Source organism: Grimontia sp. AD028 (genome assembly GCF_000973155.1).
GTDB classification, from domain to species: Bacteria; Pseudomonadota; Gammaproteobacteria; order Enterobacterales; family Vibrionaceae; genus Enterovibrio; species Enterovibrio indicus.
The window spans coordinates 1-22,046 of sequence record NZ_LASY01000003.1 but is presented as its reverse complement, the minus strand read 5'-3'; the positions used below and the strand labels follow the sequence as shown (position 1 = coordinate 22,046).

Below are 22,046 nucleotides of genomic sequence, written 5' to 3'. Positions count from 1 at the left end.
CTTATCTCAGTTGTACTTTGTCCCTCACCAACTAATTGCATTGCACAAGCAGTTAGGCATTCATCAAGGATTCTGTATTAAGGAGAGAACAAATGAATAACCCTGCGCGAAGAAAATTCGTCAAATCTGCCTTAGGCGTATCTGTTGCCGCGGCTGTAGCGCCTTACGCCAGCAATACCCAAGCATCAATCGTTCCCCTGCTATTTAATTACGAAACTTTATTGCCAGAACTATTCAATTCGCCACCACGTCTTTCCTACCACTACCCTGTCATAATTATCGGGAGTGGGTTTGGCGGAGCAGTCAGTGCACTTCGCCTTGGGGAAGCAGGTATTCAAACCGCAGTGTTAGAGCGCGGGAATCGCTGGCCGCTCAGCCCATCACGGAAAGTTTTTGCTCACGATATGTTTGCTGATGGCAGGATGTTCTGGCATCGCACCACTACCACTTTCCCTGCGCTGACATACCGACTTCCTTTCTTCAATGCTATCGATTCAAAGGCCATTGATAACTTCTGTGGCGTGTTGAATATCATCGACAGACCGGGAGAGAACTATACAGGCGGTTCTGACCTTCTTCTTGGCACCGCAGTGGGTGGCGGATCTGTCATTTACACCGGCGTGAAAGCGGTTCCAAAGCGGGCATACTTTGAACGCCTGTTCCCCTCAGATATTTCTTACAGCGACATGGTGAACACTTATTACCCACGGGTGAAATCAGTGCTCAATTTCTCCCAAATGCCGGACGACATATACAACAGTCTGCCATTTAAACACTGCAGGGATTGGGACAGAGAAGCCGCGAGAGCGGGCTATCGGTCCTACAAAATTGATGGAAACTGGAACTGGGGGACAGTAAGAGACGAATTAACCGGACACTCGTTACCTTCCAGCACCATTGGCCTAACGAACTTCGGTAACAGCAATGGTTGTAAGAACAGTTTGGATCAAAACTACATTCCGATGGCGGAAGCGACGGGGAATGTCACCGTTCACCACAATCATGAAGTGAGAGAAATTCGGCCGAACGGCGATATTTACGAATTAGACGTGGTCGAATACAACCCGTATGGTGAGGTAATCAACTCAAAAACAGTCACCTGCGACAAACTCATTATGGCGGCTGGCGCTTATCACACCCCAAGAATGCTGGTCCGTGCGAAAGCGAAAGGAACACTTCCGGAGCTGAACGATTTCGTCGGTAAGAACTGGGGCGACAACGGAAACCGGATGGCTTTCCGTCAATCTTGGTTTGGCCTGCCACAAGGCGGCCCTCAAGCCTCACCGTCCCCTTCAGCGATTTACGTGACAAACACGGGTCAAAGCCCAATTGTCGCAGAAAACTGGGCCAACGCTGCTATCGCAGAAGTTGGGGTTTCCATGACATTGGCAGTGACCGCAGACTTCACAAACCGAGGTTACTTCTATTACGACGCCGCAAAAGACGATGCGGTGTTGCATTACCCTAAAACGCTGGAAGCAGACGCCACCAACGCTGTTCGTGCAGTAAACAACAAGATGGCTTGGGTTAATTGGCAGAAGCTTGGAGCGCCAGGATTTGACGATGTTATTTTCACGGGCGCTCACCCGGTTGGTGGTATGGAAATTGGCAAAGCGACGGATTTGTTTGGGCGGGTAAAAAATCACTCCGGCCTCTACGTGATGGATGGTTCACTGATTCCGGGTAACACCGGAGGCGCAAATCCTTCACTCACCATTGCTGCACTGGCGGAAAGAAACATTGAAAGAGTGATTCAGGAAGATTTCTGAGCCTCCTCGCTTATGGAAACGCACGGCACCGAAAAGGTGCCGATTTCGCTTCTGGAATTGTCATTACCATCTTGCTTTGCCTGTGATACACTCCGCGCCCAAGTCAATCTGAGTGGTCGATTACCATGAGCATTAAACAAGAACTACAACAACTGAAAAACCGTTTGAACAAAAGCCAAGTCAAACTTGATGCTGCTAAGTCTCGTGGTGACGATGTGATGGTGACTAAGTTCACCAACGACATTGAAGATTTGAATAAGAAAATCAGCCAACTCACGCACAAACAAAGCTTTACTCTGAATAAAGAGCGTAAGGCACTGTTGGATATGCCTTTCTCCCGTGAAATCACCAAACAAGAACAAGCAGACATGGGTAAGCTGAAGAAATCAGTTCGTGGCCTAGTTGTCGTTCACCCACTGACTAAACTGGGTAAAGAGTTGAAACTGGAAGTCGTTACTGGCTTTGCACCGAAACAATTCTAACTTTCCAAAAGCGTTGCCATTCTTCTGAAAAAGAGTGGCAACGTGTTCATCCTCTTTCATCCCGCTAAACACGCCCCAATCGAAAAAAGAAAAGCCAGACTTTCGCCCGGCTTTATCATCATTCATCACTCGTTCAGTACAGTTCCAGTGTGTACCAAACCATCCGGTGATCCGAAGAAATATCTTTGCCGTTGCCAAATCGCCCCACACGATCGTCATTCATCAGTAGCCGCCCTGGTTCACCGCTCGCTGGCCAATATACGCCGGAGTCTTCTACTTTCAGCATTGAAGACGGAAACGCATAGTCAACGCGAAGTCCAAAGGTGCTGGTAACACGTTCAGGAAATGGAGCATCAATTGCTTCCTCTAAAGCGCCAGTGCTTGTTGGTACAAACTCCCCCACTGTCGCTGATTGATTGACTCGTGGATGTTCAAGCAGCCCAGCGATAGTGTCTCGAACACCATCACCCGCTTCAGGATCGGCATTTAAATCTCCCATAACGACAAAGTGTACATTCTTCTTCAACCCTCCCTTTTTGCCGCTGTCGTCGTAGATAAACTTCTCGCCATTGATGTAATCAATCCAAAACTGAATTTCATCACGGTTCCGTAGCTTGTTATTTTGCGTCACGGTGTCGAACACAGGCGGTGTGGGATGTGACAACAGAAGGTGCACAATCTCTTTGCCATAGGGCGTAGGAATGACTAAGGGAAGATCAACATGATTTTTTGAAGACAATCTTACTTGTTCCCATTCCGCATCGGTGTACCAGTTGTCACCGCAAGCCAGTCCTTCAGGAATTGGGTTGTTCTCATCGTCACAGTTAGTAATGGTTGGAATACTCGCAGTGGGCAGATCTTTCCATTTGAAGGTTTGGAATGTTCTTACCTTGTTCTTCTTGATACCGAACTTGGACATAACAGCAAACGCATACTGACCATGATAAAAACCGAAGCCCCATGCATCACCAGGCAACTGGCCTGCATTGCCATTGTTGTCTAAATCCAATCCACTGTTCAGGCCGGTATTGGTAGAAAAGCTTTCTATGATGGGATATGAAATAGGCTTAAGTACGTCTCCTCCATCAATACTGTTCAGGCTTTGTCCTATTGACAGGTAGTTATTCTGAAAGCCATGCAAGGCACTGAGATCCTGCCCATATCCTTCATTGTTGAATTCGCCCATCATCAGGATATCCGGTCGGTTTTGCTGGATGATTGCTGCGACGTTACGGATTTGGATCACTTTCTCCGCTTTCGCTTTGTTTTCATCACTCATCCCATCTTTGTCTTCAACATACGCAGCAACAAGCACATCCTGCTCTTCTTGTGAGGTTGCCATTTCATTCTGGAGTTGCTCAAAAGTGGCGCGATCAAATGAGAGATTGAACGCCGCAATGGTGACTTTCTCGTTCATACATCCTGTTAAGATCAGGAAAGAGAGCAATAGCAAAATCTTTAACTTGAGGTCCTTCATCATCTTTTCCTCATTGATTAAGGTAGTGATGCCCGACCTTTTTGAATAAGCGCTCGGGCAACCGTCGAAATTAACTGATGTTATTGACACAGTAATTAACCGATGATGAATATTTAACCTTGGTTCAATTTTCACAATTCATGTTAGTTGAACTATTGAAAGAAAAATAAGAAAAAACGATTCCAATCCGCCACTTATATGGATGACTAATTCTTTCTCATTATTAAAAATCGCGTTCTCACATATCTTTCAATTGTTTCAGAAGGCCATTTACAGCATAAAGTCAGCGAACTGAAACATTTTATTATCCACGGGCAAATACAATGAAGTGGAGTTTCTCTTTCGTCGATATTCAGATTTGCCTTTTAGGAGATTAAAAAATGACAACAGTATATGGAATTGAATTTGATTATCTAAAACTTGGTACGAACGAAGACGACACACTCAATGGTGGTAACGGTGACGGATTTATTAATGGTTTGGATGGCCAGGATACTATTGTAGGTTTTGGCGGCAACGACCTGATCCTGGGTGATGACATACCTATTGAAGACTACATCGATCTTAACAGTGAAGCGGTCCAACAAGCGCTGGTTGCACTTTACGAGTCCGTTCAGTCGCGTGATTTAAGCGACTTTTCAATCGAAGATATCCAATATGCTTTGTTTGAAGTACAAAACTTTATTGTCGAAAACCCCGAATTTCTAAGTGTTCTTGCAACACAAGGCGACAGCGACATGCTGATCGGCGGTGCTGGCAACGACATGATTTATGGCGGTGCAGGTGATGATGTCATACGCGGAGGCTCTGGAGATGACATGTTGATCGGTTTTGCCGGCGATAATTTACTTTTAGGTGGTGAAGGAAGTGATGTCATCACTGGAGGCATTGGAAACGATAGACTTTACGGAAATAGCGGCGAAGATTATTTGGTTGGCACTAGCGGGTCAGATTTTTACTTTGGCGGTGAAGGTAGTGACTATTTTATGTTTACAAGGTTGTTAGACACCGAAGAAAGCACAGATCGTATCGTGGATTTTGAACAGGGAACAGACAAGGTGGTGCTTTTTAATATCGCCACTGATTTTCAAGATCTTGCTTTTAATCAGTCAGGGCCTACCGTTGAAATTCAGGTCAGTGAAAACCACACCATCATTTTCAATAACTCACAAGTTGAAAACTTCACCGCAGACGATTTCATTTTTTACAATCTCTAATTTAGCCGGTATGAATATACGCTATACCTAAGAAGGCTGTTCATCAATGCTGAGAACGACTTCTACGACTTTAGGATAATGTCTTTATAGTGAGAAAATAAATCCTAAAGAATTATGGCGAAATAGAGCACACTGAGTCCGAAATCGGTTTTGTAGTGCGGTCGTCTGCCAATACTACTTTGCGCGTCTAATGGCGCGCATTTTTTTATTCCTTTCCAACCTATTTTTTCTCTCTCCGCGAACAATATTTCATTTGTTGTTACCGCTCCCCTGCTCTGGAAAAATTCTACTGCACAATAAAGTCAGTAGGTTATTGCCCCGTTACTACCACTTGACTGGGTAAATTCAAACAAGGAGAAAATAATGCCAACACAAAAAGCCAATGCAGTATGGGAAGGAACCTTAAAGTCAGGTAAAGGCGTAATGAAATACGGTGATGTTACTGGGCCGTTTACTTTCGCTTCCCGATTTGAACATGGTGAAGGCACGAACCCTGAAGAACTGATAGGTGCAGCTCACGCTGGATGCTACTCTATGTTCCTTTCTGCCCTTCTATCAGAAAAAGGTCTGGTTCCAACCATTTCTACACAAGCCAAAGTTCACTTAGGTGATGAGGATGGCCCCAAAATCACGCTTATTGAATTGGAATCTGAAGTGTCTGCAGATGGCCTGGAAGACAGCTTACTTCAAGAATTAGGCTCAATTGCCAAGCAGAAATGTCCTGTATCTCGTCTTGTGACTGGTGCTGAAGTGACTCTTCAACTGACCCTCGCTTAACGTTACTGACGCTCCTTATGCGATTCACTGAGGAGCGTCTTTCAAACTCGCTTTGTAAATACGGTTTACATCACGTTTCCTTGTCGCGTACTCTTTGATTAGACAAAAGATCACGAGGAACGACGGCTATGTTTTCAAAACTGTCTTCTATTTTAAAAGAAGTATTTTCGGAAGAAGGTGGTAGCGCCACTTCAAATGAAATGCGCTATCAGCGAGCAATGGCGGGACTACTGTGCGAAGTGGCTGGTGCAGATCACCAACTAGACCCCAGAGAAGAAGCCGCCAAAGTCAGCCTACTCTGCTCGCTACTAGACATTAAGCAAGATGAGGCAAACACCCTAGTCGAAGAAGCACAAAAGGATAGCCAACACTCCGTATCGCTCTATGACTATACAGACAAACTGCGACAGTTAGAGCAGAGCCAACGGTACGATTTAGTCAAGGCGATGTGGGAAGTCGCGTATGCAGACGGCAAGGTTGACCCACTGGAGGATTCCGTTATTCGAAAAACAGCAGAACTACTTTACCTGGATCACGCGCTATTTATTAAAGCGAAATTGGAGGTTACTAAGCAGTAAAGCGGCAAGCCACTCGATTACAGATATACAGCTGCATTATTCAAGCACCAATGCTGGACACTGAACCAATTGAAACGGATTAAAATCCCTCCGTTGAATGATGCAGTCTATTGACTCAACATAAGAATCTGACCATCCACTTCTACTCGTTTGAGCCTTGTACCAAAGGTCTCCTCTAATTTAGAAACATCCATAACCTTTGCCGGTTCACCTTGGGCAACGATATGACCATGCTTCAGTAACACGACTCGGTCTGCATCGGATAGTGTCCGGTTGATGTCATGATTAGACATCACTACCGCGATACCTTTGTCTGCTATATTCCTGACGATTTGGTACATCACGCTTTGCTGGGCAATATCGAGCGCAGTGGCGGGCTCATCAAGTATCAGTAGTTTTCCTTCAGGGTTGATATCCGGCCATATCTGCAAACACACACCAGCCAGACGGACACGCTGCCATTCACCACCAGAAAGCTGGTCTGTACTGCGATTCAACTTGTCTGCAATGCCCAATACCTCGCAAACGTCAACGACAGCTCGCTCAGCGGCTGAGGGGTCCAATTGATGGATAGCAGACAGGCTAAGGCTTAAATATTGGTAAACACCAATTGCAAAAGCGGGCTTCTGTTGCTGACTAAGATAAGCACGCTGGCGTGCGAGAGACATGCTTTCAATTTTTCGCATGTCCTTGCCATTCAGTTCAATATCACCCTGCCCTTCAATTAAACCGGATAGAAGTTCGAGGAGTGTACTTTTCCCGCTACCATTTGCCCCCAACAGATGAACAATTTCTCCCTTTTCTGCTCGGAAGTTAAGCGGTAACAGGCGCGTCCCCAACGCAATGTTTCTTGCAATGATCATATGCGCCTCAACAGCATCCAGATAAACAGAGGGGCGCCAATGGTCGTTGTTACGGCGCCCACGGGTAGCTCAGCTTCAGCGATTGCCATTCGACCTATTGTGTCAGCAATTAACATCAAAGCAGCGCCGGAAATCGCAGCAAGTGGTAGCAGGAATTTGTTTTCCGTTCCCAGCCAAAGACGCAGAAAGTGCGGCACAACAAGACCAACAAAACCTATCACGCCAGCCATCGCCACAGATGCCCCAACCAGAAGGCTCACTAAAAGGATCAAACGCCATCTTAAGGCGTCTGTATCCAGACCTAGTTGCTTGGCCTGCATTTCACCAAGCATCATCAAATCAAGCTTTTTACCCTGGAAACAGAGCCAGATAAGCGAAGGGACAACAATGATAGTCAATGTCAGTTGGGGCCAGTGAACACCTGACAAGCTTCCCATCAACCAATACATCAACTGACGTAAGTTAAGGTCGGAACTGAAATAAAACGCCCAAGTGACAATCGCACCAGATAAGATCCCGAGCGCGACGCCGATCAAAAGCAACCTTGCTGTCGACATCGTCCGCTTTCTGGCCAACATGACCAAAATCGCCGTAAATGCCAATGCTCCCAACATAGCGGCACCCATTAACCCATAAGGCGTGGCCAGTGCGGGAAAGAGAAACAGCACAACAACTAAAGCAAGGCTCGCCCCGCCTGATATACCCAACACCCCGGGCTCTGCCAGTGGATTACCAAGCAACACTTGCAATACCCCACCGGAAACCGCCAGCGAGGCACCAATGACAACCGCTGCAATAACTCGCGGAACACGCAATTCAACAAGAAGTTGCTGCTCGAGTTGCGAACTGACAGAAAAAGGAGATATCCAGATTTCACCAACGGACAAGGAAACGAACGCACTAACCGTGAGAAGGCAAAGTGAAGTGATAAGTGCGGCATGCCAGCGCCTTTCCCGACGCTGGACAAGTTGAAGTAAATGCATGGTTTTCGGGTTTTAATCGCGATTGCCGCCAACCATACATAGAACAGATGAAAATGAAAAGCGCTAACTTAAGGCGACAGGCCCCGGATCGCGTTCCACATTGACGTAGAGCGGCTTAGAAAGATCAGGTTCAAACGGTTGAACTAATAGAGCTGCACGCTGCCCTATCGCTACCTTTGAATTTGGAAACACCACCGCCTCACCGCCAGCGATCGCTGAATAAACGGTACCGTTTTCCTCTGCTAACTGCGCCCCTTCTGCAAAATAGGTAAAGTTTGCAGCATCATCACTGAATGCCAGATTAAAAGCGGTATCAGTCTTGGTGATAGTTCGCGTCACTTTATAACTTGAGAAGCTTTTCACAGCAGAAGGTGCAGGCAAAGCCTTACCACACATTAATGCGACTAAAGCGTCTCGCAGTGGCACAAATTCTTCCATGTTGTTTTCATACAGACGAGCTACTCGCCCCATCTCAAAAGTCGCTGCCAATGCGCCAAATTTTTCGGCACTGAACCAGCTAAATGTCGATGATGGAGTGCGGCTCAACATGACTGCATCCATGTGAGACGCTTTTAAGAAGTTGACCAGCGGTCTGATATCAGTGGCTTTCGACGAAGCCGGTACAACACCAAACATATAATGCTGAGACGCTCTGATTGCGCTGTGCAGATCAAAATGCCAAGGCTCTTCACTACCCTTTTCAAAAAAAGACTGAACTTGCGCCTGTAGCTCATTGGCCATTTCACACTCTTTGTTTCTTTCAGGGTTTATACCCGCAAACAAACGGTTGAGGTTTTCTTCTATAAAGCGTGTGTGTGCGTGAATGGCATCAGGATGGGCAATGATAAACAGTAAACGTGATGTAGGCACGTAGGCTTCATCTAGAACGCTGGAGACCAAATCGTCGACCAGTTCGATAGGTGCGGTTTCATCACCATGAATACCTGAAGAGATCACAATGGCTTTATCAGCCATTGGTGGCGTGATTTCAACAACACCAATTGCGTTATGGCTGACGTTGACACCGTTAGAAAGAGTTATGCTGCTAGGGATGAAATTGCTGGGTGGATATAACGTGTGCTTTAGAAAGCCCCCGGAGAGTTGACTATCCATTTCAAGCTGTCCTTTTTGATTATTTTGTTTTATGTGTTCTTCTCGTATCTGACCCCCAATATACAAATTAAACACTCTGATAACAAACGCAATTAGACGCCTATATCGCCATGCGAAAATGCCGAAGCCCCTAACTTACAGGCAATAAAAAACCGCGGTTAAATAACCACGGTTCTTTGGAAAACTCTCGTACGACGATTAATTGTCTACTTTGGCTTTTTCGACACGTGCCTTCAGTTTTTGGCCCGGACGGAACGTAACAACGCGACGCGCCGTGATAGGAATATCTTCGCCCGTCTTTGGGTTACGGCCAGGACGTTCGTTCTTGTCACGAAGATCAAAATTTCCGAAGCCAGACAATTTGACTTGTTCGCCACTTTCTAACGCTTTACGAACTTCTTCGAAAAACGCTTCGACAGTTTCCTTGGCGTCCCGCTTGCTCATCCCGACGTTCTCAAACAGGTTCTCAGCCAAATCGGCCTTGGTGAGCGCCATAGGTCATTCCCTCAAGAAATGTTGAACACAAATGTGATACGTCGTATCTACACCACGATTGCACTGCGAAGAAATTATTCACTTGCTCCTTCGTCGGGCAGCATAATCTCCAGCAGCAACTATCGAACAGTGTAAGCCAACTGGCTGATTTGCGCCAACTTTTTTCCATATCATTATTTAGAACAGTGCTCTGTTTATGAGCTTTTCATTCTCGAGTCATGCATAAAAACTGAGACACGATATTGTGAATATAGTCATTAAGTGATGTTTTTACTGGGGTTTTAATCGTTTGCAAGTCGAGACTTGTTAAGATTATGATAAAACATAGATTTATCAGAATGATACGTGTTAGAACTTTTAGACATAAAAAAAGCAGCCATTGGGCTGCTTTTTTATTAATAAATTTGTAATTAGTCGCGAAGATGCGCGCCAAATTTCTCGCCAAGCAATGCTACAACCGATGCAACCGCCTCAGAAATATCACTTTCTTCCAAGGTGCGCTCAGTGGATTGCAGGCTCAAAGCGATAGCCAAACTCTTCTTGCCGTCTTCTACGCCCTTGCCCTTGTAAAGGTCAAACAGCTTAGAACCGGTGATCAGTGCATTATCGGTTTCCAAACAAGCACGAACCACAGCCTCTGACTCAACGTCGTCAGCAACAATCACTGCGATGTCACGGCGGTTAGCCGGGAACTTGGAGATAACAACCGCTTCTGGAATGACTCGAGTGTTAATCGCTGACCATTCGATTTCGAATACGATGGTGCGGCCGTTCAGGCCAAACTTACGCTCAAGTTCAGGATGAACCGTACCGATGTAGCCCACGACTTTGCCATCGACTTCAATTGCTGCTGATTGACCCGGGTGCAGTGCTGGATGCTTAGCAGCTTTAAAGCTGTAGCTCAGCTCGTTTGCAGTCAGCTCCAAAATCGCTTCGAGATCGCCTTTCAGGTCGAAGAAATCGACGGTGTTGGTTGCGATGTCCCAGTGCTCTTCTGAACGAGGGCCTGCAATCACTCCTGCCAACATCATTTCCTGACGCATACCGTTTTCTGCGGCTTGTTCAGGGATAAAGCGAAGACCTGCTTCAAACAGACGAACACGTGGCTGCTGACGTTTTTGGTTGTAAGCAACGGTATTCAGTAAGCCAGTCCAAAGGCTCAGGCGCATGGCTGACATGTCTGCTGAAATTGGGTTCGGCAGAATCAATGGCTCTACGTCTGGCACAATCAGTTTCTGTTGGTTTGGCTCAACAAAGCTATAAGTAATTGCTTCGTGGTAACCACGATCAACCAGCAGATCACGAACACGTTTCAGAGGCTGATTGGCTTCTTTGTGCTCGTTCATGTTTAGTGAGGCTACAGGCGCTTGGTTTGGAATGTTGTCGTAGCCATAGATACGGCCAACTTCTTCAATCAAGTCTTGCTCAATCGCCATATCGAAACGCCATGAAGGCGCTTTCGCAGTCCAACCTTGCTCAGTCGTTTCAACTTCACAGCCAAGACGGCTCAGGATCTCTACCACATCTTCAGAAGAAATGTGGTGACCCAGCAGGTTGTCCAGCTTGGTACGACGCAATGCAATGGTGTTCGCTTTAGGCAGGTGCTCTTCAGACTCCTGACCTACGATTTCACCTGCTTCACCACCGCAGATATCGATAAGCAGCTGAGTAGCACGCTCCATCGCGTAGTTTTGCAGCGTTGAATCAACACCACGCTCGAAGCGGTGTGAAGAATCAGTGTGCAGGCCATAGCTACGTGCACGACCGCGGATTGCGTCTGGTGCAAAGAATGCTGCTTCCAACAGAACGTCAGTCGTGGTTTCTGCATTTACGCCAGAATCCTGACCACCGAAAATACCTGCAATCGCCAGCGCTTTATTATGGTCAGCAATAACCAGCGTATTTTCGTTCAGCTCAGCTTCATTGCCGTCCAGCAGAACCAGTTTTTCACCTGGTTTCGCCATACGTGCAACGATGCCACCTTCGATCTTCGCCAGATCAAATGCGTGCATTGGCTGACCTTGTTCCAGCATCACGTAGTTAGTGATATCTACAATTGGGTCGATAGAACGGATACCGCTGCGACGCAGTTTTTCTTGCATCCACAGTGGTGTGGCCGCTTTAACGTTAACGTTACGAACCACACGGCCCAGGTAACGTGGACACGCTGCTGGCGCTTCGATCGCAACAGAGATTTTGTCGTCGATTGCCGGAGTGACTTTCTCGAACGCTGGCTGACATACTTCGCCACGGTTCAGAACGCCTACTTCACGTGCCAGACCTTTGATGCTCAGACAGTCAGCACGGTTTGCAGTCAGGTCTACATCGATAGTCACGTCGTTCAGCTTCAGGAACTCACGGAAATCAGTACCAATCACTGCATCCGCAGGCAGTTCCATGATGCCATTTGACTCGACGTCAATACCCAGCTCAGAGAACGAACACAGCATGCCGTGAGATGGCTGACCGCGCAGTTTTGCTTTCTTAATTTTGAAGTCGCCTGGCAGCACAGCGCCAACTGTCGCTACGGCTACTTTCAGGCCAAGACGGCAATTCGGTGCACCACAAACGATGTCCAGCAGCTCTTCACCGCCAACGTTCACTTTAGTAACACGCAATTTGTCTGCATCAGGGTGCTGGCCACACTCAACCACTTCACCAACAACAACGCCGGTAAACTCACCTGCAACAGCTTCAATGTCGTCGACTTCCAGACCTGCCATGGTGATTTGGTGTGCCAGTTCTTCGCTGTTTACTGCAGGATTAACCCACTCGCGAAGCCAGGATTCACTGAATTTCATTTATCAATTACCCCAATGCTTACTTGAATTGTTTCAGGAAACGCAGATCGTTCTCGAAGAACGCACGCAGGTCGTTTACGCCGTAGCGCAGCATGGTCAGACGCTCTACGCCCATACCGAATGCAAAACCTGAGTATTTTTCTGGGTCAATGCCAACAGAACGCAGTACGTTCGGGTGAACCATACCGCAGCCCAGTACTTCCAGCCATTTGCCGTTTTTGCCTTTAACATCAACTTCTGCTGAAGGCTCAGTGAATGGGAAGTATGACGGACGGAAACGTACTTCCAGATCTTCTTCGAAGAAGTTACACAGGAAGTCGTTCAGGATGCCTTTCAGCTGTGCAAAGTTTACGTTTTCGTCAACCAGCATACCCTCGACCTGATGGAACATTGGGGTGTGAGTCTGGTCGTAGTCGTTACGGTAAACACGGCCCGGTGCGATAAAGCGCAGTGGCGGCTGGTTGTTTTCCATCGTACGGATTTGAACACCTGAAGTGTGCGTGCGCAGCATCAGATCCGGGTTGAAGAAGAAAGTGTCGTGATCAGTACGCGCTGGGTGGTCTTCCGCAATGTTCAGAGCATCGAAGTTGTGGAATGCGTCTTCGATTTCTGGGCCTGTTTGAACGCTAAAGCCAAGCTCACCAAAGAAGCTTTCGATACGTTCGATAGTGCGGGTTACAGGATGAATGCCACCGTTCTCGATACGACGGCCAGGCAGAGTCACATCAATGGTCTCAGCTGCCAGCTTCGCTTCAAGCTCTGCACTTTCCAGTGCAACTTTACGCTCGGTCAGCGCTTGTTGAACTGCTTGCTTTGCTTTGTTGATGCTTGCACCCGCTTCACGGCGCTCTTCCGGCGGAAGTTTGCCCAACTGCTGAAGCTGGAGGGTCAGCTCACCTTTTTTGCCCAGGTACTTAACACGTACCTCATCCAGAGCCGCAACTGAATCAACTGCTTCGATAGCAGCCGTTGCGTTGGATAGAATCTCTTCTAGTTGTTGCATCGTTTCCTCATCTGCCTGTCTAGGCAGTGTCCTACGGGGGAGTAAAAGATATACCAATTCTCGTAGCAGAATCCGTCTTTCCAGTGCGAATTCGCATTGGCAGATCACGCTCTGAGAATTGGTATAAGACGTAACGGTACATAGTAAATAAACCGCGCCTCAAATCCAATCTGAAATAGCCGTTTAATGGCGGTCATGACTAAATCGTCGGCGATTTTATCACCTGATATTTTTCAACGACGTGAATTTACCCAGATTCAAGCCCATGGCAACGCAATTGATTCAGAAAATTGCTTATTGATTCACCACTTAGTGCGATCAAATACCAATATCTGTTCTGCGCTGAATGCAACTTACAGCCTCCGCTATCGTTACAGTCAAACTTTGATAACAGCACGTACAAGATGTCGTAGAAATCAGGCCCGAGTATGTATTTTCTAGTGGATGAGCTCTTGCTCACATTCAATAACGTAGAAGCTAAAAATAGGACAATACAATGGCAAAATTCAGTTGGCACATTACTGGTAAAAAAACCAGTTACTCGCTTTTTCTTCCACTAGTTATGTCAGCACAAGTACTCGCAATGGAAAATGCTTACCCACCCTCTCAATTATCACCGATTGATACTGCAAAAACGCCTATGTTCGTCTCGCTAGGCTTTGATGATAACAACGACTTAGAGGGTCTTAAGTGGGTTCTCGATACCCTGGCCTCTCACAAAAATCCTAATGGCATGGACAAACATGCTAATCGCAATCTTACCGCGTCATTCTTTATGCTTTGCGGCCAATCTAGGGAAAACGAAGATGTCTTGAACTTATGGCGACGCGCCCACCAAGCGGGCCATGACATTGGAAATCACACCGAAACACACCCGGATGACAAGGTGAACTGGAATCCCTTGGACAGTTGGATGACTCAAGAAGCTTGGCAGCAAGAAGTGACACTCTGTAATCAGTTTCTCACCTCCGCTGTTGAAGATGGCGGTATAGGTATTGAAGAAGCACATGGATTCCGAGCGCCTTTTCTTACCTACAATGACAACACGTTAAAGGCAGTCATTCAAAACGGTATAGCATACGACGTCAGCTTTCCCGCAGGCATAACACCCGCTCATGACGGAACCAACAATTACTGGCCATACACTCTTGAGAACGGCAGTCCAGAGCATGATATTGCCGTTAATGGTGGTTGGAAGCCGCAAATAGCCAACTATTCAGGTTTGTGGGAAGTTCCTGCACACACATTGATCGTACCACCAGATAATCTGACATCGGAATATGGCATTGATTATTCTTTGAGAGACAAGATAGCCAAGCGCGTGCCTTGGTTTGACCGTGAATCTGGTAAAGGTGACAACTTCGACTGGAACCTATACTCCGAGCCAGCTTGGGGCGCAGCTGGACTCTCAGGAGATGAGGTGTTTGCCATTTATGCCTATAACCTGGATTTACGTTTGAAAGGAAACAGAGCACCTTTGGTTTTGGGATTACATTCCGGCTTCTATGGGTTGGTGAATGGACAAGAACAATATGGAATGCCGGGTTCGGACACCCAAAGCCGCCAAGCTGCCCTCTCCAAATTTATCGAGTACGCATTATCAAAATCTGAAGTGCGGTTTGTCAGCCACATTGAAATCATTGATTGGATGAAAAACCCTGAGCCGCTGACCTTATGCCCCAAAGACGATTGGAATGTATATACAACATATGTTGAAGGTAGTGTTGTCACGTATGGGGGAGAAAACTATCAGGCGAAATGGTGGACAACCCAGCAAATACCGGGGCTTTACGAAAACTCGCCTTGGGAGCTAATTCCATCTTGCACAGCGAATTAACTGTCGGGATTTAGAATAGAAAAAGGGGAGCCGAAGCTCCCCTTTCTCACAAAGTCTATTCTGTAATAAATTACAGAGCAGCTTTCGCTTTCTCTACCAGAACAGAGAATGCAGCTTTGTCGAATACAGCGATATCAGCCAGGATCTTACGATCGATTTCGATAGACGCTTTCTTCAGACCGTTGATGAAACGGCTGTAAGACATACCGTTTTGACGAGCCGCAGCGTTGATACGTGCAATCCACAGTTGACGGAATTGACGTTTCTTCTGACGACGGTCACGGTAAGCGTATTGACCAGCTTTAGTTACTGCTTGGAAAGCTACGCGGTAAACACGTGAACGTGCACCGTAGTAACCTTTAGCTTGTTTCAGAACTTTCTTATGACGTGCACGAGCTTGTACACCACGTTTTACGCGAGGCATTATGTCTCTCCTAAACTAATTCGTTAAAAATACTAAGAAAATTATGCGTATGGAAGCATACGCGCAACTGCACCCATTTCGCACTTAGGCAGAATTGAGTTAGGACGCAGTTGACGTTTGTTCTTAGTAGTACGCTTAGTCAGGATGTGACGCTTAGTTGCGTGCTTGAACTTGAAACCGCCACCAGTTTTCTTGAAACGCTTAGCAGCGCCTTTGTTTGCTTTCATCTTAGGCATGATGAATAACTCCGCATTGTATGCAATTAATAACAGTGTAATTTGGCGAACAAAGAGGCTATGCCCGAAGGCATAGCCTCTCGTTACTTGTATGCCGAAATTACTTCTTCTTAGGGGCAAGAACCATGATCATTTGACGACCTTCAATTCTTGAAGGGAAACTTTCTACTGAAGCGATTTCAGCAGTGTCTTCCTTCAGTCGGTTCAGAACGTCAACACCGATATCCTGGTGCGCCATTTCGCGACCACGGAAACGGATAGTAACCTTGACCTTGTTACCCTCTTCAATAAAGCGAACCAGGTTGCGTAGTTTTACCTGATAGTCGCCAATATCGGTTCCAGGACGGAATTTAACTTCCTTGATCTGGACAATCTTTTGCTTTTTCTTCTGCTCTTTCGCAGCCTTACTCTTTTCGTAGATGAACTTACCGTAGTCCATCACACGACATACTGGCGGCTCGGCATTAGGGCTAATTTCTACCAGATCAACACCAGCATCTTCTGCCGCTTTAATCGCTTCATCATATGAAACAATACCAAGCTGGTCACCATCAATACCAGTCAGACGTACTTCACGCAGACCACGAAGTTCTTCGTTAAGACGGTGAGCATTTTGTTTAGCCGGGACTTTTCTTGCGCCTTTAATACCTTAATCCTCCAAAATATTAAGAGTTCGGGTGCGAACTTCGTTCTCGAGCAGAGAAACGAATTCGTCAATTTTATATTTACCCAAGTCTTTACCTTTGCGTGTACGTACCGCGATTTCGCCAGCTTCCATTTCCTGGTCGCCACAAACCAACATATAAGGTACGCGCTTCAAAGTGTGTTCGCGGATTTTAAAGCCAATCTTCTCGTTTCTCAAGTCTGCAGACGCTCTAAATCCTGCTTTTTGCAGTTTTTTCGCTACTTCCTGAACATATTCCGCTTGATTGTCGGTAATGTTCATCACTACAGCTTGTTGTGGAGCTAACCAGCTTGGGAAATGACCCGCGTATTCTTCAATCAGAATACCGATAAAACGTTCCAGTGAACCCAGAATCGCACGGTGAATCATTACTGGGGTGTGACGTTCGTTGTCTTCGCCAACGTACGTTGCGCCCAAACGCTCAGGCAGAGCAAAATCGAGCTGCACAGTACCACACTGCCACGCACGATCCAAACAGTCATGCAAAGTAAATTCAATCTTAGGACCGTAGAATGCACCCTCGCCTTCCAGAATCTCGAACTTAATGTCCATAGATTCCAGTGCTTCAGCCAGTGCTTTCTCAGCGCGATCCCACATTTCATCAGAACCTACACGCATTTCAGGACGGGTAGACAGCTTAACCACGATCTCGTCGAAACCGAAAGTCTGGTAAGTGTCGTAAACCATCTTGATACAAGACGTCACTTCCTGTTGCACCTGCTCTGGGGTACAGAAAATGTGTGCGTCATCTTGCGTGAAACCACGAACACGCATCAGGCCGTGCAGCGCGCCTGATGGCTCGTTACGGTGACAGCTGCCGAATTCAGCCATACGCAGTGGCAGGTCACGGTAAGATTTCAAACCTTGGTTGAAGATCTGAACGTGGCCAGGGCAGTTCATTGGCTTCAGTGCGTATTCACGGTTCTCAGATTGAGTGGTGAACATGTAGTCAGCGTACTTGTCCCAGTGACCAGAACGTTCCCACAGAACACGGTCCATGATCAGCGGACCTTTCACTTCCTGGTAATCGTATTCGTTCAGTTTTGCACGAACAAAAGTTTCCAGTTCACGGAAAACAACCCAACCGTTGTGATGCCAGAACACCATACCCGGTGCTTCTTGTTGCATGTGGTAAAGGTCAAGCTGCTTGCCCAGTTTACGGTGGTCACGTTTTGCGGCTTCTTCCAAACGCTGCAGGTGAGCTTTCAGTTCTTTCTTGTCGTTGAAAGCCGTACCGTAGATACGTTGCAGCATCTTGTTATCGCTGTTACCGCGCCAGTATGCACCAGCAACGTTCAGGATTTTAAAGTTTTGGCAGAAACCCATGTGCGGTACGTGCGGACCACGACACATGTCGATGTATTCTTCGTGATGGTAAAGGCCTGGACGATCATCGCGAGATACGTTTTCATCCAGAATTTCCATCTTGTAAGGTTCGCCACGTGATTCAAAAGCATCACGCGCTTCCTGCCAGCTCACGTTCTTCTTGATGACCTGGTATTTGGTTTTCGCCAAATCCTTCATGCGCTTTTCAATCGCATCCAGGTCTTCTTGAGTCAGAGAACGGTCAAGGTCAACGTCGTAATAGAAACCGCTGTCGATGGTTGGACCGATCGCCATTTTCACGTCAGGGAAAAGCTGCTTAATCGCATGACCCAGCAAGTGAGCACAAGAGTGGCGAATGATCTCAAGACCGTCTTCGTCTTTCGCAGTGATGATTTCCAGATTCGCGTCGTTTTCAATCAGGTCGCACGCATCAACGCGTTGACCGTTAACACGACCCGCGATACATGCTTTAGCAAGACCAGGACCGATGTCAGCAGCGACGTCGTAAGTAGAAACTGGGTTATCAAATGAACGTTGACTACCGTCAGGAAGAGTAATTACAGGCATTATATTGTCCTATTTACAGTGGTGTTACACACGAAGTAACACTTGTTTGGATTTTTTGTATTCAGCTTAGAGAGCGATGAATACACGAGAATGAAAAGATTCTTGAGGGTCCAATTTTGGTACCAATCAAAATGTCTGAACCCGAATCGAATTGGGATTGTAACCATGTGGTGGAATAACGCAACCAATCATGCGCTATCCCCATCAGTTTACTTAGTAATCGGCTATAACTCTGTCCATTACTACTTTACGGACCTTCACCTATTTACTAAGCCACTCCTCCCCGCTCTTACCAAACTAAAGAGGGCCCATTATTGGGAAATCCCGACTTTTTAATAACGGTATCAATCGACAAAACAATCGCTTATATCGCTATTTATTTTCCTCATATGGAGATCTTCAGTCCAAAATTCACTCCAGCAAACACTTTGATACGAAATTCCCTCCCGAAAAGGTGGTCATTTGGCACCAAAACAGGAAGATGGAATAAACCTCTCACGACGTCACTATCAACATCGCAGTATTAAGAGTTGCTCATGCCTAACATCTTCCTATTTGTTGCTCTTTCAGCCCTATTCATTCTCACGCCTGCACACGCCGATATCTCAGAAAAGGCTTTAAACCGACATATACAAAGTTTTAGTGAGCTCATTGCCAGTCAATGTCAGAGCCAAACGCCAGATACCAAAAAGGCGAACTTCAACAAGGTGGCGACAGCATTAGCGCGAGCGGAAGAAATGGACAACGAGATCGAACTCGAACCCGGCCTGCTCAACCAAATGCACAAACTCCTGCCACGGTACATCGATTGCGACACTCAAGAACAAGACCTTTTGGAGCCCATCATGGATAGCTTCATTGCCTTCCTGGCGGTTAATCGACACCTGTCAGCCGAGGAGCGCAGAGCTTATGTACAGTTCGCAATGAAGCTCGCAGAAATTGATAAAGAGAATGTTGAGTCAGTGAAGTGAACCGAAGCTAAAGACGTCACGTAATGATTCAGTGATGTTGCAATGCTGTAGCTTTGGGCCCCAATGACACCCGTCGATGAGGCCCTTTTTTTATCTAATACCCATGCAATTTGCATAAAAGGTGGTTGTCGCTGGCCAATCAGAAAATACGCCTACAACGCCAACATCCTGAGCCAATACATCCAATAAGTTGAAGACATCACCATCGTTGTTGGTCACATCTTTTATCGACTGATAATACCAACCGCCACCATTGCTCAACTGACCAGAACGCTCTAGTGTCCAAGCAATGATTTTCAAGTCTGCATCCTTAGCCAGTTTTGCGTAATCAGAAGGAACAATCTCGCCCTCATCGCCTAACGACACTAGCGCAAACAACGGCGGAGCAATAAATTCAATACCTGACGCTTTAAGGGCTTTCATGTCTTCTGAAGTGGGTTTCCACGTTCGGTCTTTGTACATACGCGCATCAAGTAACACTGCTTGCTCACCAAAAGCAGGCTCTGAAGCAATCCAGTATTTCACATCTTCAATATCGAACGACTGCGCAAAGACATCAGATGCTTTCACACTGGCTTCTTTATAGTCATCGATCATCTTTTGCGCGTAATCTTGTTGTGTAAAACCATCATACGGCATATCGACAGCGGGGCTTTTTAGCTCCGGCGTCATTTTCACTCCAAGCGTTTTGAACAGCTCAATACTCTCCGCGTGTGTCATCAAAGTGCCGCGACTGTTGTAAAGATCGGTGCGCCAGCCAGCCGTACCATTCATGTATTCCTCAGGTGTTGTCGCCATTGGATTTGCACCATCCATTTTTCCTTTCAAACGCTTAAATTCATCCAAAGTGAAATCCGTCGTACGACACTCAACCTGCGCTTTCGTGCCGGTTTTCAGATTGGCCGGCTTGAAAGGTACCGTGCATTTTGCAGCGAGATCCGGGTGAGCTAACACATCTGTCGTGGTGTGAAGATCGTTCTGGGAATGGCGACAAACAAGCGCCTTGTCTTTGGTAAATGTGACATCACACTCCACCACACCAGCCCCCATCTGGGCTGCCGCTATATAAGATTCCTTCGTATGTTCTGGAAACATTAAAGCAGCGCCACGATGACCAATCGAGAAAGCACTTTTCTTCGGTTTGTCCTCCAAACACGTTTCCAGCTTCTCTTTCAGTTTTCCTTCATCCATATCTGCAACAAGAAACAATGGACGAGGTCCAAGTGTATAGCCTTCAGATGCGATTGCTGACCCTGCAGCTAACAATGAAAACACTAAACCCAACTTGACGATATTCTTCATGTACCACTTCCTTTAGGTTTTATGGGTATTACGTTAGTCACCGTACTGCATTCTGTATGTACCATATGAATAAATTGAGACAAAAATCTTACCGTTCAGTGTTAAATCAAGGCCATAACAAAAGATAAGACAAAGGCATGATTTATGCGCTTCATCCGACTCCCTGACTATCGGCCTTGATTTTCGCTCTGACTTCATCAATGATTATTTGTATATACTAATATGACACTGAGAACCTATGCCGAAATCTCCCCGCTTCCAGCAGATTAAAGACTTCCTGATTGAGAAAATTGAATCACAGGAATGGCCAGTTGGCGCAAAAGTGCCAACAGAAGCAGAGCTTTGTGAGCAATTTTCGGTCAGTAGAATGACAGTAAACAAAGCGGTAAGAGATTTAGTCAATGAGGGTTGGCTGGAACGAACGCCTCGTTTGGGCACGTTTGTATGCCAGCGCAAAGCGGAAAGTCCTCTGATGGATATCCGCAATATCGCAGAAGAAATATCAGGGCGTGGTCAAGCACATCACAGTGAAATCATATCCTTAAGAAGAATACGTGCGCCAGAAGATGTGGCAATGCGTCTCGGTATTATGCTAGGTAGCGATGTATTCAAGAGTGAAATCGTCCATTTTGCCGATGACATACCCATTCAGGTTGAACTTCGTTGGGTAAACCCTGCATTTGCACCTGATTATTTAAATCAGGACTTTTCCTCGATGACGCCAAATCAATATCTGGTGTCCCAATGCCCGGTAGGCATCATCGAACACACGGTGGAAGCTATTTTACCTCCTGCGCACATTGCTAACCTTCTACAAATCGAAACTAACCAGCCTTGCCTTTTACTCCACCGACGTACCTGGAGTGAGAACCAACTAGTCAGTGCTGCCCTTCTCTTCCATCCCGGTAACCGCTACAAACTGAGCGCACGCGCAGAACTCTAAGTCCAGTCAACCGCAAGACCAAACTACCTTATTAAATTCAGTGGTTTTCCTAGGGGCTGTTGACCTTTGGTGATGGTTTTTGCAGCAGTTTGTGGGGATTTTATGCAAGGCAGAGGCTTCGATGTGTAGCTAGCCTACATGAGAAGCCGATAACGCAGCAGAAATTCCCCACAAACGCCTGTCTCTTATACACATCT

At 46.5% G+C, this 22,046-nt stretch carries 20 protein-coding genes; 8 read left to right on the top strand and 12 right to left on the bottom strand.

From position 1 onward, the window contains the following. The first annotated feature begins 92 nt into the window (after window positions 1-92). Together RN22_RS00275 and RN22_RS00270 are read left to right on the top strand one after the other, a co-directional pair. Complete coding sequence (locus RN22_RS00275; protein WP_046302622.1) at window positions 93-1,769, top strand: GMC oxidoreductase; 1,677 nt, start codon at window positions 93-95, stop codon at window positions 1,767-1,769. 125 nt (window positions 1,770-1,894) lie between these two features. After that, window positions 1,895-2,251, top strand: coding sequence for a YibL family ribosome-associated protein (locus RN22_RS00270; protein ID WP_002537231.1), 357 nt, complete (start codon window positions 1,895-1,897; stop codon window positions 2,249-2,251). 133 nt (window positions 2,252-2,384) lie between these two features. Here the strand turns inward: RN22_RS00270 and RN22_RS00265 are convergent, their stop codons facing one another. Next, window positions 2,385-3,728: an endonuclease/exonuclease/phosphatase family protein gene (locus RN22_RS00265; protein WP_046302699.1), complete on the bottom strand. Its 1,344-nt coding sequence runs from the start codon at window positions 3,726-3,728 to the stop codon at window positions 2,385-2,387. A gap of 380 nt (window positions 3,729-4,108) precedes the next feature. Between RN22_RS00265 and RN22_RS00260 the strand changes: the two genes are divergently transcribed. The 3 genes from RN22_RS00260 to RN22_RS00250 all read left to right on the top strand — a co-directional run bounded on the left by RN22_RS00260 (window position 4,109) and on the right by RN22_RS00250 (window position 6,300). Further along, window positions 4,109-4,945 carry a calcium-binding protein gene (locus RN22_RS00260; RefSeq protein ID WP_046302621.1) on the top strand — a complete coding sequence of 279 codons (837 nt, stop codon included), beginning with the start codon at window positions 4,109-4,111 and terminating at the stop codon, window positions 4,943-4,945. A 363-nt stretch (window positions 4,946-5,308) separates the two neighbouring features. Then, entirely contained in the window at window positions 5,309-5,722 is a 414-nt protein-coding gene (locus RN22_RS00255) for an OsmC family peroxiredoxin (protein WP_002540090.1), read from the top strand. A 128-nt stretch (window positions 5,723-5,850) separates the two neighbouring features. Then, complete coding sequence (locus tag RN22_RS00250) at window positions 5,851-6,300, top strand: TerB family tellurite resistance protein (protein ID WP_002540091.1); 450 nt, start codon at window positions 5,851-5,853, stop codon at window positions 6,298-6,300. A 107-nt stretch (window positions 6,301-6,407) separates the two neighbouring features. Here RN22_RS00250 and btuD read toward each other — a convergent pair whose 3' ends face one another. The 6 genes from btuD to pheS all read right to left on the bottom strand — a co-directional run bounded on the left by btuD (window position 6,408) and on the right by pheS (window position 13,558). Then, complete coding sequence (btuD, locus tag RN22_RS00245) at window positions 6,408-7,163, bottom strand: vitamin B12 ABC transporter ATP-binding protein BtuD (protein ID WP_046302620.1); 756 nt, start codon at window positions 7,161-7,163, stop codon at window positions 6,408-6,410. Further along, window positions 7,160-8,146: a vitamin B12 ABC transporter permease BtuC gene (gene btuC / locus RN22_RS00240; RefSeq protein WP_046302619.1), complete on the bottom strand. Its 987-nt coding sequence runs from the start codon at window positions 8,144-8,146 to the stop codon at window positions 7,160-7,162. The genes btuD and btuC overlap by 4 nt, the downstream gene beginning before the upstream one ends. Window positions 8,147-8,209: 63 nt before the next feature. After that, the gene (locus tag RN22_RS00235) at window positions 8,210-9,259 is read right to left on the bottom strand and encodes a succinylglutamate desuccinylase (protein ID WP_046302618.1); all 1,050 of its coding nucleotides are present in this window, start codon (window positions 9,257-9,259) and stop codon (window positions 8,210-8,212) included. Between the two features lie 198 nt (window positions 9,260-9,457). After that, entirely contained in the window at window positions 9,458-9,754 is a 297-nt protein-coding gene (gene ihfA, locus RN22_RS00230; protein ID WP_002540095.1) for an integration host factor subunit alpha, read from the bottom strand. Between the two features lie 410 nt (window positions 9,755-10,164). Then, window positions 10,165-12,555 (bottom strand): phenylalanine--tRNA ligase subunit beta, encoded by a 2,391-nt coding sequence (pheT, locus tag RN22_RS00225; protein ID WP_046302617.1) that lies wholly within the window; start codon window positions 12,553-12,555, stop codon window positions 10,165-10,167. Window positions 12,556-12,574: 19 nt separating this feature from the next. After that, window positions 12,575-13,558 (bottom strand): phenylalanine--tRNA ligase subunit alpha, encoded by a 984-nt coding sequence (pheS, locus tag RN22_RS00220; RefSeq protein ID WP_046302616.1) that lies wholly within the window; start codon window positions 13,556-13,558, stop codon window positions 12,575-12,577. Between the two features lie 496 nt (window positions 13,559-14,054). On the opposite strand from pheS, the gene RN22_RS00215 reads away from it, so the two are divergent. Further along, window positions 14,055-15,395 carry a polysaccharide deacetylase family protein gene (locus RN22_RS00215; RefSeq protein WP_046302615.1) on the top strand — a complete coding sequence of 447 codons (1,341 nt, stop codon included), beginning with the start codon at window positions 14,055-14,057 and terminating at the stop codon, window positions 15,393-15,395. A 70-nt stretch (window positions 15,396-15,465) separates the two neighbouring features. On the opposite strand, the gene rplT is transcribed toward RN22_RS00215, so the two are convergent. The 4 genes from rplT to thrS form a co-directional block, all read right to left on the bottom strand. Further along, complete coding sequence (gene rplT / locus RN22_RS00210) at window positions 15,466-15,819, bottom strand: 50S ribosomal protein L20 (RefSeq protein WP_002540099.1); 354 nt, start codon at window positions 15,817-15,819, stop codon at window positions 15,466-15,468. Between the two features lie 41 nt (window positions 15,820-15,860). Continuing rightward, window positions 15,861-16,055, bottom strand: coding sequence for a 50S ribosomal protein L35 (gene rpmI, locus RN22_RS00205; protein ID WP_002540100.1), 195 nt, complete (start codon window positions 16,053-16,055; stop codon window positions 15,861-15,863). Window positions 16,056-16,155: 100 nt separating this feature from the next. Continuing rightward, entirely contained in the window at window positions 16,156-16,701 is a 546-nt protein-coding gene (infC, locus tag RN22_RS24580) for a translation initiation factor IF-3 (protein ID WP_082111321.1), read from the bottom strand. Between the two features lie 3 nt (window positions 16,702-16,704). After that, window positions 16,705-18,633: a threonine--tRNA ligase gene (gene thrS, locus RN22_RS00195; RefSeq protein WP_002540102.1), complete on the bottom strand. Its 1,929-nt coding sequence runs from the start codon at window positions 18,631-18,633 to the stop codon at window positions 16,705-16,707. Between the two features lie 536 nt (window positions 18,634-19,169). On the opposite strand from thrS, the gene RN22_RS00190 reads away from it, so the two are divergent. After that, window positions 19,170-19,604, top strand: coding sequence for a hypothetical protein (locus RN22_RS00190; protein ID WP_046302614.1), 435 nt, complete (start codon window positions 19,170-19,172; stop codon window positions 19,602-19,604). Between the two features lie 90 nt (window positions 19,605-19,694). Here RN22_RS00190 and RN22_RS00185 read toward each other — a convergent pair whose 3' ends face one another. Continuing rightward, window positions 19,695-20,906: a glycerophosphodiester phosphodiesterase family protein gene (locus RN22_RS00185; RefSeq protein ID WP_046302613.1), complete on the bottom strand. Its 1,212-nt coding sequence runs from the start codon at window positions 20,904-20,906 to the stop codon at window positions 19,695-19,697. A gap of 238 nt (window positions 20,907-21,144) precedes the next feature. Between RN22_RS00185 and hutC the strand changes: the two genes are divergently transcribed. Then, a complete protein-coding gene (gene hutC, locus RN22_RS00180) occupies window positions 21,145-21,849 on the top strand; it encodes a histidine utilization repressor (RefSeq protein WP_002540106.1) in 705 nt (234 codons plus the stop codon). The last annotated feature ends 197 nt before the right edge of the window (window positions 21,850-22,046 follow it).

Coding starts and splice junctions, on each gene's coding strand:
- rplT (WP_002540099.1), bottom strand. CDS start 15,819: ATGCCTCGCGTAAAACGTGGTGTACAAGCTCGTGCACGTCATAAGAAA.
- RN22_RS00270 (WP_002537231.1), top strand. CDS start 1,895: ATGAGCATTAAACAAGAACTACAACAACTGAAAAACCGTTTGAACAAA.
- RN22_RS00235 (WP_046302618.1), bottom strand. CDS start 9,259: ATGGATAGTCAACTCTCCGGGGGCTTTCTAAAGCACACGTTATATCCA.
- RN22_RS00255 (WP_002540090.1), top strand. CDS start 5,309: ATGCCAACACAAAAAGCCAATGCAGTATGGGAAGGAACCTTAAAGTCA.
- pheT (WP_046302617.1), bottom strand. CDS start 12,555: ATGAAATTCAGTGAATCCTGGCTTCGCGAGTGGGTTAATCCTGCAGTA.
- RN22_RS00185 (WP_046302613.1), bottom strand. CDS start 20,906: ATGAAGAATATCGTCAAGTTGGGTTTAGTGTTTTCATTGTTAGCTGCA.
- RN22_RS00215 (WP_046302615.1), top strand. CDS start 14,055: ATGGCAAAATTCAGTTGGCACATTACTGGTAAAAAAACCAGTTACTCG.
- rpmI (WP_002540100.1), bottom strand. CDS start 16,055: ATGCCTAAGATGAAAGCAAACAAAGGCGCTGCTAAGCGTTTCAAGAAA.
- RN22_RS00265 (WP_046302699.1), bottom strand. CDS start 3,728: ATGAAGGACCTCAAGTTAAAGATTTTGCTATTGCTCTCTTTCCTGATC.
- RN22_RS00275 (WP_046302622.1), top strand. CDS start 93: ATGAATAACCCTGCGCGAAGAAAATTCGTCAAATCTGCCTTAGGCGTA.
- thrS (WP_002540102.1), bottom strand. CDS start 18,633: ATGCCTGTAATTACTCTTCCTGACGGTAGTCAACGTTCATTTGATAAC.
- ihfA (WP_002540095.1), bottom strand. CDS start 9,754: ATGGCGCTCACCAAGGCCGATTTGGCTGAGAACCTGTTTGAGAACGTC.
- RN22_RS00260 (WP_046302621.1), top strand. CDS start 4,109: ATGACAACAGTATATGGAATTGAATTTGATTATCTAAAACTTGGTACG.
- btuC (WP_046302619.1), bottom strand. CDS start 8,146: ATGCATTTACTTCAACTTGTCCAGCGTCGGGAAAGGCGCTGGCATGCC.
- btuD (WP_046302620.1), bottom strand. CDS start 7,163: ATGATCATTGCAAGAAACATTGCGTTGGGGACGCGCCTGTTACCGCTT.
- pheS (WP_046302616.1), bottom strand. CDS start 13,558: ATGCAACAACTAGAAGAGATTCTATCCAACGCAACGGCTGCTATCGAA.
- RN22_RS00190 (WP_046302614.1), top strand. CDS start 19,170: ATGCCTAACATCTTCCTATTTGTTGCTCTTTCAGCCCTATTCATTCTC.
- hutC (WP_002540106.1), top strand. CDS start 21,145: ATGCCGAAATCTCCCCGCTTCCAGCAGATTAAAGACTTCCTGATTGAG.
- RN22_RS00250 (WP_002540091.1), top strand. CDS start 5,851: ATGTTTTCAAAACTGTCTTCTATTTTAAAAGAAGTATTTTCGGAAGAA.